Source organism: Dactylosporangium sp. NPDC051484 (assembly GCF_040689395.1).
In the GTDB taxonomy this organism is placed as follows: Bacteria; Actinomycetota; Actinomycetes; order Mycobacteriales; family Micromonosporaceae; genus Dactylosporangium.
The window spans coordinates 98,619-117,547 of sequence record NZ_JBFAZX010000003.1 but is presented as its reverse complement, the minus strand read 5'-3'; the positions used below and the strand labels follow the sequence as shown (position 1 = coordinate 117,547).

Here is an 18,929-nt window from a genome sequence, read left to right as displayed (position 1 = left end):
TTCCTGCTGTGTAAGGCGGTACGCCGAGAAACTCTGCGGGAGAGGCCGACCCGGGCGGCAGGGTCCCGTGCCCCCGATGCGGTCCCGCGCCGTGTCCCGGCCCGGTCGGGACGCGCGTCCTCGGGCCACCGGGACGCCCGGCCTGGCACCATGTCCGGGTGTTCAAGCCCCGCAGGCCCCGCGTGCCCACCCTGGTCGGCGGCGCGCTCGTCGCGCTCGCGGTCGCCGCCACGGTCGTGTCGGTCGCGTTGGAGATCGCCATCGGGGCCGAGCGGCGCGCGCACGACGGGCTGGAGCCGGGTTGGGTCTCGGGGCTCGCCGGGCTGGCCCTCGCGGTGCCGGGCGGGCTGCTCGTGCAGCGCGTGCCGCGCAACGCCGTCGCCTGGATCCTGTGCGCGAGCGGGCTGCACTGGGCGCTGGACGGCGCGGCCGTGGCGTGGGTCGCGTACGCCACCACGCAGACGCCCCTGCCGCCGGGCACCGCGTTGGCGTACTGGGTGTACCAGCGCGTCGGCGCCGGGCTGCTGTTCTCCCTGCCGCTGCTGCTGGTCTTCTACCCCGACGGGCGGCTGCCCCGCGGGTGGTGGCGGTGGGCGGTGCTGGGCAGCCTGGGCGCGACCGCGGTACTGCCGCTGACCCTGCTGTTCGTGCCCGCCCGCATCGCCGACGCCATGGACGACGGGCCCGCCCCCGCCGTCGTGCGCGACCTGTCGATCGACCTGCTGAGCCTGCCGCTGCCCGACGCCGCCTGGCAGGTCCTGCTACGCGTCGGCTACGCGGCGCTCCCGCTGAGCATGCTGATCCCGTTCGCCGTGGTGTTCCGGCGGTACCGCGCGGCCGCCGGCCTGGAGCGCACCCGGATGCGCTGGCTGCTGTGGGCCGGCGTGGTCGACGTGCTCGTGATGCTCTCGTCGCTGGTGCTGCCGCAGTCGTGGCTCACCGGCGGGCTGTTCGTCGCCATCGCGGCCACCGGCGGCGCGATCGCCGTCGGCGTGCTACGCCCGCAGCTGCTCGACATCGACCGGCTGCTCGGCGGTACCGTGCTGTACGGCTCTCTCGCCACCATCGTCGTGCTCGTCGACGCCGGCATCCTGGCCCTCGTCACCACCGTGCTCGGCGACCGCGACGCGGCCCTGGTCGGGCTGCTGGTCGTGCTGCTGGTGTACGGCCCGCTGCGCAACCGCCTGCGGCTGCTCGTCCAGCGCGTGGTGCTCGGCCAGCGGCATGACCCGTACCGCATCATCTCCGGCCTCGCCGAACAGCTGGAGCGCTCCGACGGCCCCGAACACCAGCTGCTGGCCGTCGCGCGCAGCGTCGCCGAGGCGTTCCGCTCCCCCTACGTCGCCGTCGAGGTCCACCGCACCGGCGGGCAAGCGCTGCTGGCCGAGCACGGCACCGCCCCCGCGAGCACGCAGACGCTGCCCATCACGTATCGCGACGAGACCGTCGGAAGGCTCATCCTCGCCACCGGCGGCTTCCGCGCCGCCCTCTCCGCCCGCGACGAGCGCCTGCTCGCCGACGTGGTCCGGCAGGCGGCGGCCGCGGCCCGCTCCAGCTACCTCGCCGCCGAGCTGCAGCTCAGCCGCGAACGGCTGGTCGGCGCCCGCGAGGAGGAGCGCCGCCGGGTCCGCCGCGACCTGCACGACGGCCTGGGCCCGGCGCTCGGCGGCGTCGCCCTGCGCATCGACACGGCCCGTAACCTGATGAAGACCGCCCCGGCCCGGGCCGACGAGATGCTCAAACAGGCCCGCGAGGACGTCTCCGCGGCGCTGGCCGACGTGCGAAGGCTCGTGCACGACTTGCGCCCACCGGCCCTGGACGACGTCGGCCTGGCCGGCGCCGTCGGGCAGCTCGCCGAGCGGCTGCGCACGCCCCGGCTCGCCGTCCAGGTCTCGGCGACGCTGCCCGAGGACCTGCCCGCGGCGGTGGAGGTGGCGGCGTACCGCATCGCGTCGGAGGCGCTGACCAACGTGACGAAGCACGCGAACGCCGCCTGCTGCACGGTGCGGCTCACCGCCGACGGCGACACGCTGCTGGTCGAGGTGGCCGACGACGGCGCCGGGATCGCACCCGGCACCCCGTCCGGCGTCGGCCTGGTCTCGCTGCGCGAGCGCGCCGCGGAGCTCGGCGGGCGATGCGAGATCGAGTGCCCGGCGACCGGCGGTACCGTCGTACGCGCCCGCCTGCCGCTGGTCGCGGCATTAAGCTCATGAGCCCCGCGACAGGTGAGGAGCCGGCCATGCCCGACGACGACGCGATCCGGGTGCTCGTCGCCGACGACCACCCGATCTTCCGCGACGGCCTGGCGGTGCTGCTCGGCTCCGTCGGCGGCATCGACGTGGTCGGCACCGCCGCGACCGGGCTGGAGGCGGTCGAGCTGGCCGTGTCGCTGCGCCCCGACGTGGTCGTCATGGACGTGCAGATGCCCGGCCTCAACGGCATCGAGGCGACCCGCCGGCTCGCCGCCGAGGCGCCCGAGGTCGGCGTCGTCGTGCTGACCATGTCCGAGGACGACGGCACCGTGTTCACCGCGGTGCGGGCCGGCGCGCGCGGGTACCTCGTCAAGGGCGCCGAGCAGGAGGAGATTGTGCGCGCCATCAACACGGTCGCCTCCGGTGGCGCGGTGTTCGGCGCCACCCTCGCCCGGCGCATCGCCGAGTTCTTCGCCGCCGGACCGCCGGCCGCGACCGAGGCGTTCCCGGAGCTAACCACCCGCGAGCGGGAGATCCTCGAGCTGCTCGCGGCCGGCCGCTCCAACGCCCAGATCGCCCAGGCGCTGTTCCTGTCGCAGAAGACCGTGCGCAATAACGTGTCGAACGTATTCGCGAAGCTCCGGGTCGCCGACCGGGCCGAGGCGATCGTCCGAGCCCGCGAGGCGGGCCTCGGCCGGTAACCCCTGCGCCACCAGGGTCAGCGGTCGTTGGTTCAGCCAGCAGCGCAATGCGCTCCAGCGGGCGGCCGGGGCACGGATTCTCGCCTATGTTCGGCTCATGCGCACACGTTACGACCGGCGCCCCGACGAGGATCCGCCACCGCCCCCGGCGCTGCACGCCCCTTGGCTCGACGAGCAGCTGTTCGGCCGCCGCATGGTGTTCCTGCGCGGCCCGATCGAGCCCGAGATGGCCGCGCGCGCCGCGGCGACGCTACTCGCCCTCGACGCCTCCGGCACCGACCCGATCAGCGTGCACCTGAGCGCCGAGCAGGGCAGCCTGTCCGCGGTCTGGACGCTGGTCGACGCGATCGACGCGCTGCGGGCGCCCGTCCACGCGACCGCGGTCGGCGAGGTGAGCGCGGCCGCCCTCGGCGTGTTCTGCGCCGCGGCGGAGCGCACCGCGTTCGCGCACGCCCGGTTCCGCCTGGCCGAGCCGAAGGTGTCCTCGCCGGGCGGCACCGCCGACCAGGTGGTGGCGGAGGCCGGCCGCTACCTGCGCGACCTGGAAGACCTGATCCTGCGCATCTGCGCCGCCACCGGCCAGCCACGCTCCCGCGTGGAGGACGACCTGCAGTCCGGCCGCATGCTGACGGCCGAGGACGCCATGGAATACGGCCTGATCTCAGCCATCGTCAGACGCTGAGGCCGGCCCACGGGCGCGACGGCCCGGCTGACCCCGGCCGAGCCGGAGCGCGGCTACCCGCTCGGCCGCGCCGGGCGGGTAGCGCCCGGCGCGGCCGGCAGCGGTCACGGGACGAGGTCAGGTCGTGACGATCGTGCCGTCGGGCTGGCGCGCGCAGGTCACCGCGCGGGCCGGCGTGACCGCCGCGGTGGAGAGGCAGCGGCCCAGCACTGCCTGGCCCGCCGCCGTCGGGTGCCACGACTCCTGGCAGGTCTGGAAGTACGACACGCAGGTGTTGGCGATGCGCTGAATGGCGATCTTGTCCTTGCCGGACAGGCTCGTCACGAAGGTGCCGCTAGGACCGTCCTGCAGGCGGATCGGGGTGGCCAGGGCGTTGGCCGGGCTCCCCGCGCGCTCGCACAGGCGGGCGCCGTCGAAGGCGTGCTGGACGTCCAGGAACACCAGGTCTTCGTTGGGGAACTCGGCGGCCAGGGTGTTGCGCACGTTCTGCACGAGCGTGCCGAGGCCCTGCGAGAAGAGGTGGCCGGCCGACAGGCTCGCCCGGTGGATGGGGCAGCCGGCCGCATACCGCACGGCACCGAGCTCGCGGAACTTGTCCCGGTTGTCCTGGCGCCCGTCGGCCTCCCAGTAGGACTGGTCCAAGTCGAACGGGAGCGGGTTGGTGTAGTCCTGGAACACGACGCGGTGGTGGTGGTCGGCGTCGATCTCGTTCAGCGTGACGAGCAGTTGCCGCACGGCCGCGACCGTCTCGGCGGTGGCTGCGGCGAACTGCGCGGCGGTGGCCAGGTCGTCGGCGGTGCACGGGGCCTGCTCGACGGGGCCGTTGAGATACGCCCAGAACTCCCACCAGCCGGTCCACGCATCGGCGATGAAGCGGTTGGCGCACTTCTCCGCCACGTCGCCGAACGTGAACGAGCTGTTGTTCGAGCCGAGGCCGACCAGCACGAGGTCGATGTTGTGGGTCTGCGCGACGGCGCGGAGCTGGTCGAGCTGGGCGGCGACCGAGCGGCCCTTGGCGCGGGCGGACGACGGGGCGGCGAAGTCGGCCGGACGGCCGCCGGAGCACGCGAGGTTGTAGCGGTCCTGGATGCCGGGCAGGGTCGCCTGCAGCAGTGAGGCGTTGCCGGAGCGGTGGCAGAAGTAGGCGTTGCTGTTCGGCGCGGACCAGCCGGGGAAGCCCTGTGCCACCCCGCTGGCGTCGACGACCGGCTGGTAGGCGCCGGCCCCCTCGCCGCTGATGAAGCTGTCGCCCAGGGCAACGGCGGCGGTCGGCAACGCGGCGGCGGCCGGGGCGGCGGGGACGGCCACCGCACCGGCGGCGACGAGGGTCACCACCAGCAGGGCACGACGGAACACGGACACGGGCAGTCTCCTCGATCCAAAATGTGAAGACCTCTCGGATCAGATCACGGGACCGCCATAAACGTCAATGTCCCCGCCCCTGACCGGCGTCCGCACTGCCGGGTGACCGTGACCAGCCAACAGGAGAAGCCCCACGGGGCGATGACGCAGGCACGCGGTCCAGCACTACGATGTGTCGCGGATGAGGAATTGACGAACGGTTCCGCGATGAGGCGGGCCGGCTCACATTGGTCGCCCGTCCGTAGAGTGGGGACCGGACAGCCGAGGAGTGAAATGACCGCAATCAGCCGCGTCATCGCGCGTGAGATCGTCGACAGTCGGGGAAACCCTACTGTCGAGGTGGATGTCACGCTCGAAGGTGGTGCGTTCGGGCGGGCGGCCGTGCCGTCGGGCGCATCGACGGGAACCAACGAGGCCGTAGAACTGCGTGACGGTGACAAGGGCCGCTACCTCGGTCGCGGAGTGCGCAAGGCGGTTGCCGCCGTCAACGGTGAACTCGCCGATGCGGTTGTCGGGATGCAGGCCGAGGCGCAGGCCGATGTCGACCAGAGGATGATCGACCTGGATGGGACCAAGAACAAGGGTCGCCTGGGCGCCAACGCGATCCTGGGCGTGTCTCTCGCCGTGGCCCGGGCCGCCGCGGCGGCGCACACGCTGCCGATCTACCGCTACGTCGGCGGCGTATCGGCGAATCTGCTGCCCGTGCCGCTGATGAACATCATCAACGGCGGTGCGCACGCCGACAACCCGATCGATTTCCAGGAGTTCATGATCGCGCCGATCGGCGCCCCCACCTTCGCCGACGCCGTGCGAATCGGTTCGGAGGTGTTCCACACCCTCCGCAAGAGCCTCAAGGACGCGGGACACAACGTCAACGTCGGCGACGAGGGTGGGTTCGCACCCAACCTGCGCTCGGCGGACGAGGCGCTGCAGTTCGTCGTCGACTCCATCGAGAAGGCGGGCTACCAGCCGGGCGGCGACGTCGCCATCGCACTGGACCCGGCGGCTTCAGAGTTCTTCTCCGGTGGTGTCTACGACTACGCAGGAGAGGGTGTCAAGCGCTCCGTCGAGGAACACGTGGCGTACATCGCCAGCCTCGTCGAGCGGTTCCCGATCGTGTCCATCGAGGACGGCATGGCCGAGGACGACTACGAGGGCTGGACGCTCGTCACGAAGACCCTCGGCGACCGGATCCAGCTGGTCGGCGACGATCTGTTCTGCACCGACGTCGCGAGGCTCATCAACGGTATCGAGAACGGCTACGGCAACTCGATCCTGATCAAGGTGAACCAGATCGGCACGCTGACCGAGACGCTGACCACCACCGAGACGGCCCACAAGGCCGGCTACACGGCCGTGATGTCGCACCGGTCCGGCGAGACCGAGGACACCACGATCTCAGACCTGGCAGTGGCCACCGGCTGCGGGCAGATCAAGACCGGCTCGCTGTCGCGGTCGGACCGCACCGCGAAGTACAACCAGCTGATGCGCATCGAAGAAGAGCTGGGCACGCAGGCCCGCTACGCAGGCCGAAGCGTCCTGGGCGCCCGTTCCTGACGATGGTCGTGGAAGCGGGGGACAATCAGTTCGCCGCCTCCGTGTCCTGATTGACCGCCTCCTGGTAGGCCGGGGTGGCCGGCGGGGTCACACCCGCCGGCTCCCGCAGATTCCGGACGTGACCGTCTCCGGTCATCCGGCTCGTGTCCTCTGCAAACGCCCATTCGATGACACGAGCTAACAAAGTACTACTGGGTCCGTGCACCGAATAGCCGATCGGCAAGCGTGTGGTGCACCTGGCGGACCGTTGGCCTGCGCCAGCCGGGTGCCGACTTCGACCCTGCCGTGCCATCGATCGCGGCTGCGGGTGCGGCGTAGCGCGGCTCCCGCAGCCGGGTTTCTGCGTTCTGCGCGAGGATCGCGGCCCACTCCCGCGCGGCACCCGCCGCTTCGTCGTCCTGTGTGGACAGTCGCAGCCGAACCCAGACGCCGGCGCTGGTCCACTCGACGAACCGGCGGTGGCTGTTCTGCCAGGACACTCCGAAGAGCTTCGGCAATGATCGCCAGGGTGTGCCGGTCGCGACGACGAAGACCACCGCAGCGAAGACGGCCCGGTCGTCCTGGCGGGGTGCGCCACCGCCCTGCGGACGGACCGGTGGCGGGGGAAGGAGGGATAGGGCATAAGGCCAGAGGGTCATCGGCGCTAGCCAGGAGAACCGCTCATCTGTCACGCCGGCCTCCACCGGGCTCGGGGCGTCCGGCACGCAACCGAACGGCACCGTTCACGTTTGTGGGCAGCGCGCACGACTCGCCGGTCATCGGGTGTGTCCGTGGGCACGCCGGCCATCCTCTCGGCGCCGTCGTGGCTTCCCAGAATATCAAGGTCGACCGTCCAGCGGCAGGCCCTGAACAGCGAAGACGACGCCTCTAAGTGGTGCGCCGACGAGTTGGCGAAAACCGAACACGACCTGGGCATCGGCTCGTACGTCACCCCTGCGCAGCCCGCAGGAGTAGACCTTGCGACGAGCACGATCGCCCGGCTGCGATGACCGGGCGGCCGTCAGGCAGTCAGCCTCGCGCGGAGCGACGCCATCCGTTCGGCCCGTAGCGGGAGGCTGATGCGATAGCGGTACGCCGCGGTCCGGCGCCTTTCGGACCAGTAGTTGTGCCGTTTTCCGAGGACGCCGGCTGCCCGGAGCCGGGTCGGTCCCGGATCGCCCTCATCATCGAAGAACATAAACGGGATGTGCTCGCCGGCCGGCTGCGCACCGACAATACCGGCTCGCTCGAACAGCTCTAGGGTCTCGGCTCGGACCTGTGCGATCCGGGCCCGTAGCGGTCCCGTGACATCGCCCAGCGCCAGGACCGCCCGGGCGAGGCGCAGCGACAGCGACGCGGCGAGCATCGGCGGCACCAGGGCACGCACCCGGTCGGTCAGGCCGGCGGACGACACGCAGTATCCGACCCGGATCCCGCCCAGGCCGTATCCCTTGGCCAGGCCGCGGACGACGGCCAGGTTGGGCAGGTCTGCGGTGAGCGGCACGGCACTGTACGCCGGCGGATGGTAGTTGGCGTAGGACTCGTCCACCAGCACAGCGACCCCGGCGGGTAGCGACGCACAGAACGTGCGCAGCCGCGGCAGGTCCATGGTAGGACCGGTCAGGGCGGGCCGCTCGATCAGCACCAGCCGCGCGCCGCACGCCGCCACGTTGCCGGCATGGTCGGCGTCGTCTGCGTTGCCGAAGTCGAAGCGCGAGACGCACCGCCCGCCGGCCGCAACCATCCAATGTGGAAGGTCTGGGTACACGTCGCCAAGAACGTAGACCGGGTCGCGCCCGGCGAGCCCGGCCAGCGCGTGCAGCAATGCGATCACGCCGGCGCCCACGGTGACGCCGGATCCAGCCATCGGGAACAGCTCGGCGACCGTCGGGCCCAGCCAGCGCTCGCCGTACGGGTCCTGCACGAGGTAGCTGTACACCGCCGGCAGTCCGGCCGCGACTTCGTCGGTGAGCTCGGCGGCGATGAGCCCGCCCAGGTCGGCCGCGAGAAACTCACGTTCGTCCACGGTCCAGACCAGGTTCAGCCACTCGCCATCATCGGCGAGTGCGCTCAGTTCGCGGTACGAGTCGTTGGCGAGGGGAATGGTGATGCTCCTTGGGTGATCGGTGACTCGGTCACCCAGCCTGATTCCAGCAGGGCGTCAAGCAGCAGGTCGGTCGGCTCCGGGTCGAGTGGGCGGCGCAGACCGAAGGACGTTTTCTCGACCAGTGTCCGGCGGTCGGTGCTCCCGTCGGCGCGGATGGCGAGGTTGAACAGCACGGACAGCCACGACTTGTCCGCCGCGATCAGGCCGGCTAGGCGGGACCGCGTGCCATCCGGCAGCGATTGCTGCATCGCTCGGAGGTTCAATGGCCCGGCCCAGTCGGCCCGCAGCGGACGCTGCGGGACAGCCCCTTGGGCCGCGGCGGATGGTGGCTTCTGCGTGAGAGGCGCCGAACGCAGCAGCGCGCGGACCGCCGCGGTGGTCTGCGCGACGTGGGCGCGCAGCCCTGCGCCCCACCGCTCGTCCTGCCCGGCGGCGATCCGGTCGGCCTCGGTTCGCTGCGCCCGGCACCACCGCTCGACGGCATCCGGCAGTGCCGATCCCGGTATGCCGGGACCGGCGGCCAGGTGCGCGAGCGCCGCAGCCGCCGTGGCCGAGCGCAGCATCTCCAGTGCGGAGACCTTGTCCGGGGTGTCGGCAGCCGAGTGGTTGAACCGGTCAGCCGGGTGGCAGAACTGAACGGCCGGCCGGCGGACCGATGGGTCGGCGAAGAGCGCGTGGTCGGAGAACCCGTCGAACTCAGCGGTCCGCCAGGTCCCACCACGCGGGACCGCCGTGGCGGCGAACACTGCGCCAACGACGTGCTCGGCCAGCGGCGCAAGCAGCGAGGGATGACAGTCCGGCGGCCGTTCGAGCACGAAGGGCGATTCGCAACGGGTCTGGTCCTCGCCGACCATGTCGAGGTTGAGCACCGCGCCGGGCAGCCTGCCACCGCGGTTGGCGTGCAGTGTGGCGGCCATCCCGAGGAACTCGGGTCCCCAGAACAACCGAATGCCACGGGTGTTCTGCCACCGTGGACCGTCCCGCTGCGCACGACGCAGCGCGGCCGCCGCGCCCAGCGCGGCCGCGACGCCGGAGGCGTTGTCGTTGGCGCTCGGGCGGGGATGACACAGGTGGGCGGTCAGCCAGATCTCGTCCAGTCCCTGGTCAGTGCCAGGGAGCAAGCCGGACACGACCGGCATCGCGGCCGAGCGGTCCACGCTGATGCGGACCCGGGCCGTGCCGCCGGCGTCCGCCAAGGCTCTGGCGACGTCGAGTTCGGCGGGGGTCAGGCTGAACGCGGCGAGGCCGGTGTCCGGTGGCAGTTCGATACGACCCCGGCGGGCTGTGCCCGCATCGTCGCGCCACGGTGTGTCGGTGACGAAGCCCAGGGCACCGGCCTCGGCCAACGTGGTCAGCACGTCGCCCTCGAGGTAGGTCGCCCGCTCGAGGACAACGACGGCGCCGCCGAGCGGTGCCCCGCAACCGTGCCGCACGAGCGGCGCCACCGTTCCCTCGGGCGCGGTCGGTGCGGAGTAGGTGGCTACGGAGAACGGCTCGGTGTCGTGGTCGATGTCGACCGAGCCACCCCCGGGGCCGGACAGGCGCAGCGAGGCGTGGATCGGTGTCCAGGCAACCGGACTCCGAAAGGTCCACCAATGCGCGGCGCCGTCCGCCGGGTACCACTGAATGTCCACGCCGGTGACTCCCGCCGACTCCGCCGACGCGGCCACCAGGTCCGCGGCCCTCGCCAAGCCCTGCGACGCCTGGTAGCGGTCGTATGTGGCGAGGCGCTCGACATCCGCCAGCATCTCGGCGGTACGCACCGCGTCGAGCAGGTAGGCGACGACCGGATCAGCCGGTCGGCTCATGACGGCGACGGGTAGCCGTCGTAGGTCGGGCCGCCGTGGTCTCGATACCAGACCCGGATCAGGTGCCGCTTGCGCTCAGGCTCTTCGGCGTCGACGAAGGCGCTGCGGTAGTGGCCGCACTCGAGGTTGTTGAGGTACTGCAACTGGCCCGGCTCGATTTTGAACTCCACCCGCAACGACTCGTCGGCCAGCACGGACTCCAGGCACTCCAACGCGTCCACGAGCGGTGCGTCCGGCTCCTCACCCATCAGCGCGTACCCTCGTCGGACCAGGCCTGGCACCAGGCGCGCGGCGAGTTTGCCGCCGGCGTAGCTGAACATCGGCGCACGCAGCACCTGCGGTGCGTCCGGTGCGTGCTCGGCCTGCCGGTCGTAGTACGCCGGCTGGTAGAGCCGTCGCAGCAGTTCGGGTGCGCGGCGCAGCAACTCGTTGTGGACGGTGTAGAGGCTGCAGAACCGGCTGGTCCCGCCGGACTGGGACTGCTGCAGACAGAGCAGGCCGACGAAGTCGGGCAGTGTGGCTCCGAACGCGTTGTCGGTGTGGAAGGTCAGCTCCACGTTTGTGGCCGAGCCGCGCACCCCGTGCCCGAAGCGCTTGCCGGTGTCCTTGACGTCGTACAGCATCGTGCCGTCCCATTTGGTGGCGACCGGCTGGCCGAGGAACTGGCCCAGCGTCCAGTACACGGTCGTCGCCTCCTCTCGGCTCATTTCGTGCAGCGGCATGCGATCCACAACCACGAGCCCGATCCCGTCGGTAAGCGTCCGCCGGACTCGACGCATCAGCTCGCGGCAGTGCGGCAGGTCGAAATGCTCGGGGCGGCGCAGCAGCAACGGCAGCGGTGCGGCGCGCAGGTTCTGCACCAACCGGGTGATCTCGCGCAGCGCGTCGTGGTCGACGGGCACCGTCCAGTCGGCGGCCGTCACCGTCGTCCCACGCCAGGCGCGGTCGGGCCCGATCTCCTCCTCCAACATGACGACCGGGGCATCCTCATCGACCAGTCGCAGGATCGGACGCTGGCCGGCATTGACGATGGCGAGGCTCATCGATGGACTCCTTCTCGTACCGGATACCCGGGTGTGCGTTTCGCCATGGTGCCGACGAACTCGTCGGCCCACCGGGCCACGGTGTTGATGACGCCGCTGTCCGCGTGCGGCCGGGCGGCGGACAGCTGAAAGAAGACCATGCCCTCCACGGGCGCACCGAGCACCGTGAGCCGATGCTCGACCTCGCCGTCGCGGCGCACCGGATGGAAGGCTCGTGACACGTCCAGAGCACCCGGGAGGTAGTCGCTGCCGGGCTCGGCTCCGGGGTTGCGCCACTGCCGCACCAGGCCGCGCTCCATGAGGTTGCGATAGAGCGGCCCCACGTCGTGCACCGGATCGAACGGGTGACCGCGCCCTTCCACCATCACCTCGACCTCGCGGCACACCCGCGCGGCCCGGTCGCGCAACCGGAACACAGGCCGGTTCGGCACCGGCTCCACCACGGCGCCGGGACCGATCGACACGTCGAGCAACCCGCTCTCGACCAGTGCCAGCACCTTGCGCATCGGCTCAATCCCTGCGCCGTTGGACATCCGGGCGTAGTGACGCAGGTAGATCTCGCGAAACTGCCGATGGGACGCGGCGGTGAGCCCGCCGAAGTCCAACACCGCCGAGAAGACCGCACGCAGGTCGCGCCACACGCCGTCACAGGCGGCCTTGACCGGGTTTCCCAGGTTGCCCTGCACCGCGGCGGCGAGGTCACGGCGCATGTGGGTGATCACCCTGGCCTGCCAATCCGGCTCGGGGTCCGGGTGGTCGCCGCCGATCGGATCGAACAGCGCACGCCAGTCGAAGGCATGCGCGCGTACGTCGTGCGGGTGCCCCCACGGGGACACCGCGGCGCCGGGCACGTCACCGAACACGACCCCGCGGAACGCCGCGCGCACCTCCGCGCCGGCGGTTCCCGTCTCGACCGCACGGCTCACCTCCTCGAACCAGGCGTGCACGGGTGCGAGCAGGTGTTCCACGGCCTCGTCCCGCGGCGCGCCGCCAGTGCGCAGGAACGCCAGGTAGCGCGACCGGACCAGGGTGTGTAACTCCTCGGCCGCGGCGCCGAACAGCGTGCGGTAGTAGGCGTAGGCGAGTTCCAGCACGACCAGTGGGAACACATGGCGCTCGAAGTCGAGCTGGCGCATCTCGACGCCGTTGACGATGGCCGGCTCCCCCACCGCCGAGCGGAGGACGGCGACGGCCTCTGCGGTCAGGAAGGCGGGCCGGTGTTCGAGGGCCGCATGCCCGGTCCCGCTGCGGTCGGCGGCTTTCTGGTTGTCCGGACGGCACCATGGGAACAGCCCGCTCGGGCTCACCGCGACAATGCTGGCCGGCTCCGCGCCACTGCGCCGGTACTCCAGGCGGGTCAGCGGACCGGTCCCGATCGGGGTGAAGGTGCCACCTCGCCCTTCCGTCAGATGCAGGATGAGATCGATAGAAGTGAGTCCGAGGCCCAGCACGCCGAGCCGGCAGCCGGGCGGCACCGACTCCGCGGTGAGCCGCTCGCCGAGCGGATACGGGCTGCCGATATAGCATGCTTCCGGGTGCTGGTCGGCGTGCAGCCGTAGCGTGTCGGCCACGGAGCCGGCCGCCGGTGTGTTCTCCGACTGTCCGGTGACCAGCAGCACGTTGTCCGCAGGCTCGTCGACGTGGGCGGCGCGGATGCGGAACCGGCCCCCGCTCTCCTCGATGTCGACGACCTCAACGGGGTGGACGCTCACGCTCACGCCGTCGATCGCCCGGAGGAGGTCGAGGTACCGATCGAACATTTCGCGAAGGGCTATGCCGTGCAGGTATCGCTGCGGCACGTCCTGCGGAAGCAGATCGAAGCGGCTGTCGCCGGTCTGCTTGAATCGGCGCTGGCACCACTCGGCGAACGTCGGGCGAAGGTCGGCGGGCAGCAGGTGGCGGGCGTCCCGGTTGGACTCGTCCGCCGCGAACGACAGCTGGCTGGCGACCCGGTTGAGGTAGCTCGTGGCCGGCTGCCGGTCGTCGTGGGCGGTGCCCGCGCCGAACCTACCCGTCCGCTCGAAAATGGAGATCACCAAGCCGTCGGGCACCGGTGCGAACGGCAGTTCGGCGCACAGCCGCTCCAGCGCGTACACGCACCACGGGCCACCGCCCACGACGGCCAGCCGGACCGGGCTCACGGCAGGATCTCCCGTCCCGCGCCGGCCAGTGCCGCAGGCCCGGCCGCGGCCGGGCCGACCGGCGGCGTGCGGTCGCAGAACCCAAGCGCTGATTCCAGTGCCGCGGCAACCCGAAGCACCATGCGCTCGTCGAACGGCCGCCCCACGATCTGCACGCCCAGCGGCAGCCCGCCGTTCGAGAGCCCGACCGGTAGCGCCAATGCCGGATTGCCGGTCACGTTGAACGTCGGCGTCTGTACCGACACCGCGTGGCTCGGCGGTGGCCAGTCGAGCGGGAAGTCGTCGAACGGGGCAGCCGGCGCGATGCCGGTGTTGGTGAGCATCGCGTCATACCCTTCGAGCACCGTGTTCAGCGCGACGGTCAACTCCCGGCGGAGGCGCATCGCCTGCACCAGGTCGGCGGCGCTCAGCGTCGCGGCCGGTGCGATGCGCTGGTAGGTGTACCGCCCGTAGTCGTACGGGCGGGTGCGTAGCGTCTCCTCGTGAATCGAGTACGCCTCCGCCAGCATGATGATCCGCCCGCACGCCTTGAAGAGGTCGAACGCGGGTAGGTGTACCTCGGTCACGTCGGCGCCCAGCGCAACGAGCCGCTCGGCCACCGCGTCGACCGAACCGACGACCTCCGGGTGAATACCGGGCAACGTGGCGAACATCTCGCGGGCATAGGCGATGCGCAGCCCTTGCACACCGGCGCCGAGTTCGGCGCTGTAGTTCTGCGGCGGCACTCGAACGCTGCTCGGGTCGCGCGAGTCGAAGCCGGCCAGCACGTTCAGCGCGAGCGCGGCGTCGCCGACAGTGCGGGTGAGCGTGCCGCAATGATCCAAGGAGTACGACAGCGGAAAGAGACCGGCGCGGGACACGAGTCCATAGGTCGGTTTCAGGCCCACGACACCGCAGTTGAAGGCCGGCGAACGGATCGACCCGCCCGTGTCCGATCCCAGTGCCATCGGCACCAGCCGAGCGGCTACCGCGGCCGCCGAGCCGGCGGACGAGCCGCCCGTGAAGTGGGCCGTGTTCCATGGGTTGCGGGCGGGCGGGAATGGCAGGTCGAAGCCCGGACCGCCGAGCGCGAACTCGGCGGTGGCGAGTTTGCCGACCAGGACCGCGCCACCGGCGCGAAGCAGCGCCACACTGGTGGCGTCCCGATTGGGCAGGAAGTCGAGCATCAGCCGGGAGTTGCAGGTGGTCGGGGTGCCAGTAGCGTCGATGATGTCCTTCAACCCGTAGGGAATGCCATGTAGCGGCCCACGGTCGATGCCGGCGTCCAGGTCCGCGTCGGCCTGCGCCGCATCCATGCGCGCCTGCTCGGTGGTGACCAGGATGAAGGCGTGCACCTGCGGGTCGACGGCGGCGATGCGGTGCAGTGTGTGTTCAGTCAGTTCCCGGGAGGTGAGCGTGCCGTCGCGCAGAGCGGCACCGAGCTCCCCGACCGTCCACTCGTGCAGCGGACGGTCGCTGATCGACGGCTCAGTGCTCACGCAGTACCGCCGCCAGGTCGAACATCGCTGCCGGCTCCGCCGCGGCGTCGCGCGGTTGGCGCATCAGCGCGGCCATGCCGGTCAGCTCCTGAAACCCGGCGAGCACACCGGCCCGGCGGTCGTCCGGCACGGTGATGCCGACCCGCGCCATCAAGATACCCAACGTTCGATCGAGGTCCGCTGTGTTGTGCTTCGCCGCCATGCCGCCTCCGTTGCTCACAGCCCCCAGCTGGACAGGGGGGTGTCGACCTCGCCCGCCAGCAGCGAGCCGTGTTCGTACCGGTAGTCCGGGTCGACGAGGAAGGATTCGCCGAGCGCCGTGAGCACCAGTTCGCCGACCCGCCGGCGGGCGCGGGAGGTCTCCGCGGTGCCAAAGCGCGCATCAGCGTGATCGAGGGAAACCGAAGCCGGCAGTTGCGTGCGCAGCTGTTCCGCGACTGCGTCCGCGGTCCCGGCCGCAGGGTACAGCCACCGGGTCCGCCCGGCTCCGCCCATCAGGCAGTCGTGCTTGGCGCAGACCACGTCGAGGAGCGCGGCAAGCTCAGGGTCGGGACGGGTCGCCACGAGCCCGTGGTCGGCGTGCGCCAGCACCACCGCGCCCGTGTCGGCCAGCTCGCAAGCCAGCCGGTCCAGCGCGGCCAGCACCGCCGTTGTGTGCGAGTCATACCCATGGTGGTGCACGTGCCGGTCCACTTCGATGTAGCACCAGAGCAGCCGCGGCGCGCCGCTACCGCGGCTCAGTCCATCGGCCACCGCCTTTCGGATCAGCGACGCCAGCAGCTCGGGCGCCCGCTCGCGGTACGGGCCGCTCACCGGCGTGTAGAAACGGTGCCCGAGGACCGGTTGAGCGCCGTGCAGGAGAGCGTCCCGCCACCGGCCGGGGTAGGTCTCCATGTCGCCGAGCACGGCCATCGGCGTGTATCCGAGGTGTGCCGCATCGTCGAAGACGGTCGGCAGCGGATCGATGAGATCGCGACCCTGATGGTCGAAGACGTTGATCAGCCCGTCGCCCGCGGGCCCGCGGAACACGACGCCCGGTATCCCATGCGTCGCGACGTCGCAGCCGGTCAACTGGCTCAGCCAGCTCGTCGCCGTGGTCGTCGGCCACACCGAGCGTCGCAGCCGGGTCCGCGCCGACGGCCAGCACTCGCGGGCCACCTCGTAGCCGACTCCGTCGAGTGCCAGGACGACGACGTCGCGTGCCACAGCCGAGCCGGCCTCGCGCGCGAGGATCGCCGCCAGCTCGGCGCGGAACGCCGTGACCGCTGCTTCGGCCAGGTCCGCGGGCATCGAGATGGGCGGCATCGGCGGTTGAAACGGTCGCTCAGGACGATCGGGCGACATCGGACACCCTCGCCGCTCGACCGCTGGAATATGTCCGGCCGGCGCATTCTTCAGCCCGAGAGATTGTCTCGCGCATCAAGCCCCCTGCCGTTCGTACGCACTGTTTCCGGTGCCCGCCAGAGTACTGACGCGGGGGCGTCGACTGTCAAGGGCTGGTGCGGCTGACGTCGATGCATCCGGGCGCTCCAAATTTCGAGTAAAGGGCTGCCCAGGGCAGGGTTTCCTGGCAGCGGCACCGCCGGGCCCCCAGGTCATTTTGTTGTCTCGGATGGCGTGTGCACGCCAATGTTTCAGATGGCTCCGGGCAGGTGACGCCACCTGGGACAAGGGCGCACCGACGGCGACAGACGAGCGCCGGGACGCCGCCAGCAGCCGCTGTTACCGCGCCAAGGACCACGATTGACGATCGCCCGGCGGGCGTTTGCGCCCAGCCGAACCTGCTAGCCTGGTGCGCACGTACCTGACGTCCGCGAGATGAAGGCGGCGGATCCCTGTGGAATGGTCGAGACTTACCCGGATGCCACGTAAGGTCGAGTATTACCGGCGCGAATCCTACTTCCGCGAGGCGCTGGCCGACGCGACTGACATATTCGGCACGTCCATTGATTCGGTGTTGCACAATGCCGCCTTCCTGATGATGAAGCCCGATGGACTCCTCGCGGGAAAGCTCAACACGGTCTATTCATTTGTGATCGAACACGGCTTCTCAGTGGTAGCTGTGGAATATCTCACATTTTCCTGCCACATGTGGCGGGAACTCTGGCGGTACCAGCTGACCTCCGCGACGCTCGATCGGCTTGCGCTGAAGGATGCGCTCTTCTTGTCGCAACCCTCCCTGGCGCTGCTGCTGCGCAGCGACGGGCAGCATGACCTGCCCGGCACCGTGCGGCTCAGCGAGCTGAAGGGTTCGGCCAATCTCAAGACCCAGGCCGCGGGCACACTGCGCAGCCAGTTGCGCCAGCCGAACAGGGTGTTCAGCCTGGTGCACTTCGCCGACGAGCCCGCCGACCTGGTGCGTGAGCTGGGGGTGTTGTTTCCCCAGGATGTCCGCCGCCGGATGCTGGCCGCGCTGTCGAGCGGCAAACTCGCCGACGCGGACCGCGACACGCTGCGGGAGGCGCTCGCACGCGACGGCAGTTCCGCCAAGTCGTTCACGCTCGCCGACGCCGTCGACCGGGTCGACGCGGCGCTGGATGCGCTCGTGGTCTCGCGTCCTGACCATGAGCCCCGGATTGCCGGAGTCCGTGCGGTCCTCGATCAGGCGACCAGTGGCGTGGTTATTGATTGGCGCTGGCTGGTCCGCGAGCTGTCGGCCCTGGACTGCCGGGTTGACGAGTGGGACCTCACCGTGATCGGCAGCTATGCCATCATCGCCGACGAGCCTGGCGAGCCCAAGGTGATCGACAACCCCGATCCCATGGCGTGGCGGGAACCGGCGCGACTGCCGGTCGACACCACAGCCGGCCAACTAGCCTGATTCCCGAAGGTCTACAGAGGAGAGACACCGGTGCCCGACGCTACCCCCGACAGCATGCCCGACGAGGACGACTGGTTCGCGCTGACCGCCTCGGCTCGCAAGCGCACCGCATACACCGAGGATCTGTACTTCCGTGAGTGCTGGGCCGATGTGGTCGACATCTTCGGAGCGGACCGCCGGAACTGGCTCAACCCGATGGCCATGTTCGCGTTCAAGGCCGACGGGGTGGCCGGCCGGCGGCTGCGGCCCACGATGCGGTACTTCGCGGAGCAAGGGTTTCGTGTCGTGGGCGTCGCGCCCTTCCAGCACAACCGTCAGTCTATGCGAGCCGTCTGGCAGTACGACTGGCACGTCTATCCTGCCGACCGGCTGTCGCTGTGCTCGCTCATGCACGCGGCGACGCCGTCGCTCCTGCTGCTGTTGGTGGATGTCCGATACGACGGCGTCGTGCCGGGCACGATGCGCCTGTCTGAGCTCAAGGGGTCGTCGGACGCGACAGCGCGCAGCCCGCAGCAGCTGCGCTCGGTGCTGCTGCCACCGCACCGCGTGATCAACTTCGTGCACGTGGCCGACGAGCCGGCAGACGTGGTTCGTGAGGCCGGCATCTTCTTCGACCGAGCGGACCGGCGTCGCCTGTTTGAGCAGGCGCGCGACCACTACGACGACGACCTCGCAGACCTCGCCTACGCCGAGATCGACGAGCTCGAGCGGTTGTACCCGGCCAGCGATTTCGACCTGGAAGCCGCGTTCGGACGGCTTGCCGCGCACGGTGTCACCCTCAAAGACCTTGACCGGCTTCGGGCGGCGCGCGACTGCGGACCGAAGCTGCGCTGGGACGAACTCGCCGCCGTCATCGACCCGGCGGATCCCGCCACGGACGTGTGGGATTTTGTTCGCATCGCCACCGAGGTGCTGCCGATGGAGCGGCCGGGCCTCGCGGGCACCATGCCCGCCCCGACGTCGCAGGACTGGATTGCCCGTGCGGGCCGGCCGCTGTCCGTCGCGCGGTAGGCGACCCTCAGCCGGACCAATCTCGGGGCGGGCGGCCGGGCCCGGGT

Annotated in this window: 15 protein-coding genes; 6 read left to right on the top strand and 9 right to left on the bottom strand. The window is 70.7% G+C overall.

Going from position 1 to position 18,929, the window contains the following annotated elements; translation table 11 throughout:
* Nucleotides 1-158 precede the first annotated feature (158 nt).
* The 3 genes from AB0367_RS06865 (at nt 159) to AB0367_RS06855 (ending at nt 3,575) form a co-directional block, all read left to right on the top strand.
* Nucleotides 159-2,213: a histidine kinase gene (locus tag AB0367_RS06865; protein ID WP_366225236.1), complete on the top strand. Its 2,055-nt coding sequence runs from the start codon at nt 159-161 to the stop codon at nt 2,211-2,213.
* 26 nt (nt 2,214-2,239) lie between these two features.
* Nucleotides 2,240-2,893 (top strand): response regulator transcription factor, encoded by a 654-nt coding sequence (locus AB0367_RS06860; protein WP_366225235.1) that lies wholly within the window; start codon nt 2,240-2,242, stop codon nt 2,891-2,893.
* 97 nt (nt 2,894-2,990) lie between these two features.
* Complete coding sequence (locus tag AB0367_RS06855; RefSeq protein ID WP_366225234.1) at nt 2,991-3,575, top strand: ATP-dependent Clp protease proteolytic subunit; 585 nt, start codon at nt 2,991-2,993, stop codon at nt 3,573-3,575.
* Between the two features lie 117 nt (nt 3,576-3,692).
* Here AB0367_RS06855 and AB0367_RS06850 read toward each other — a convergent pair whose 3' ends face one another.
* The gene (locus AB0367_RS06850) at nt 3,693-4,907 is read right to left on the bottom strand and encodes a hypothetical protein (protein ID WP_366225609.1); all 1,215 of its coding nucleotides are present in this window, start codon (nt 4,905-4,907) and stop codon (nt 3,693-3,695) included.
* Between the two features lie 303 nt (nt 4,908-5,210).
* Between AB0367_RS06850 and eno the strand changes: the two genes are divergently transcribed.
* Nucleotides 5,211-6,494 (top strand): phosphopyruvate hydratase, encoded by a 1,284-nt coding sequence (eno, locus tag AB0367_RS06845; protein ID WP_366225233.1) that lies wholly within the window; start codon nt 5,211-5,213, stop codon nt 6,492-6,494.
* 188 nt (nt 6,495-6,682) lie between these two features.
* Here eno and AB0367_RS06840 read toward each other — a convergent pair whose 3' ends face one another.
* The 8 genes from AB0367_RS06840 to AB0367_RS06805 all read right to left on the bottom strand — a co-directional run bounded on the left by AB0367_RS06840 (nt 6,683) and on the right by AB0367_RS06805 (nt 16,355).
* Complete coding sequence (locus AB0367_RS06840; protein WP_366225232.1) at nt 6,683-7,165, bottom strand: transposase; 483 nt, start codon at nt 7,163-7,165, stop codon at nt 6,683-6,685.
* Between the two features lie 329 nt (nt 7,166-7,494).
* Nucleotides 7,495-8,499 (bottom strand): aminotransferase class I/II-fold pyridoxal phosphate-dependent enzyme, encoded by a 1,005-nt coding sequence (locus tag AB0367_RS06835; protein ID WP_366225231.1) that lies wholly within the window; start codon nt 8,497-8,499, stop codon nt 7,495-7,497.
* A gap of 44 nt (nt 8,500-8,543) precedes the next feature.
* A complete protein-coding gene (locus AB0367_RS06830) occupies nt 8,544-10,388 on the bottom strand; it encodes a M28 family peptidase (protein ID WP_366225230.1) in 1,845 nt (614 codons plus the stop codon).
* A complete protein-coding gene (locus tag AB0367_RS06825; protein ID WP_366225229.1) occupies nt 10,385-11,431 on the bottom strand; it encodes a TauD/TfdA family dioxygenase in 1,047 nt (348 codons plus the stop codon). The genes AB0367_RS06830 and AB0367_RS06825 overlap by 4 nt, the downstream gene beginning before the upstream one ends.
* Nucleotides 11,428-13,572: an FAD/NAD(P)-binding protein gene (locus AB0367_RS06820; RefSeq protein ID WP_366225227.1), complete on the bottom strand. Its 2,145-nt coding sequence runs from the start codon at nt 13,570-13,572 to the stop codon at nt 11,428-11,430. Before AB0367_RS06820 ends, AB0367_RS06825 begins: the two co-directional genes overlap by 4 nt.
* Entirely contained in the window at nt 13,569-15,050 is a 1,482-nt protein-coding gene (locus AB0367_RS06815) for an amidase (protein WP_366225226.1), read from the bottom strand. Before AB0367_RS06815 ends, AB0367_RS06820 begins: the two co-directional genes overlap by 4 nt.
* Nucleotides 15,040-15,213: a hypothetical protein gene (locus AB0367_RS06810; RefSeq protein WP_366225225.1), complete on the bottom strand. Its 174-nt coding sequence runs from the start codon at nt 15,211-15,213 to the stop codon at nt 15,040-15,042. The genes AB0367_RS06815 and AB0367_RS06810 overlap by 11 nt, the downstream gene beginning before the upstream one ends.
* A 53-nt stretch (nt 15,214-15,266) precedes the next feature.
* Nucleotides 15,267-16,355 carry an alkaline phosphatase family protein gene (locus AB0367_RS06805; protein WP_366225224.1) on the bottom strand — a complete coding sequence of 363 codons (1,089 nt, stop codon included), beginning with the start codon at nt 16,353-16,355 and terminating at the stop codon, nt 15,267-15,269.
* Between the two features lie 556 nt (nt 16,356-16,911).
* Here AB0367_RS06805 and AB0367_RS06800 point away from each other — a divergent pair.
* Together AB0367_RS06800 and AB0367_RS06795 are read left to right on the top strand one after the other, a co-directional pair.
* Nucleotides 16,912-17,871, top strand: coding sequence for a nucleoside-diphosphate kinase (locus AB0367_RS06800; RefSeq protein ID WP_366225223.1), 960 nt, complete (start codon nt 16,912-16,914; stop codon nt 17,869-17,871).
* Between the two features lie 30 nt (nt 17,872-17,901).
* Nucleotides 17,902-18,882, top strand: a complete 981-nt coding sequence (locus tag AB0367_RS06795; RefSeq protein ID WP_366225222.1) for a hypothetical protein — start codon at nt 17,902-17,904, stop codon at nt 18,880-18,882.
* Nucleotides 18,883-18,929: the final 47 nt, after the last annotated feature.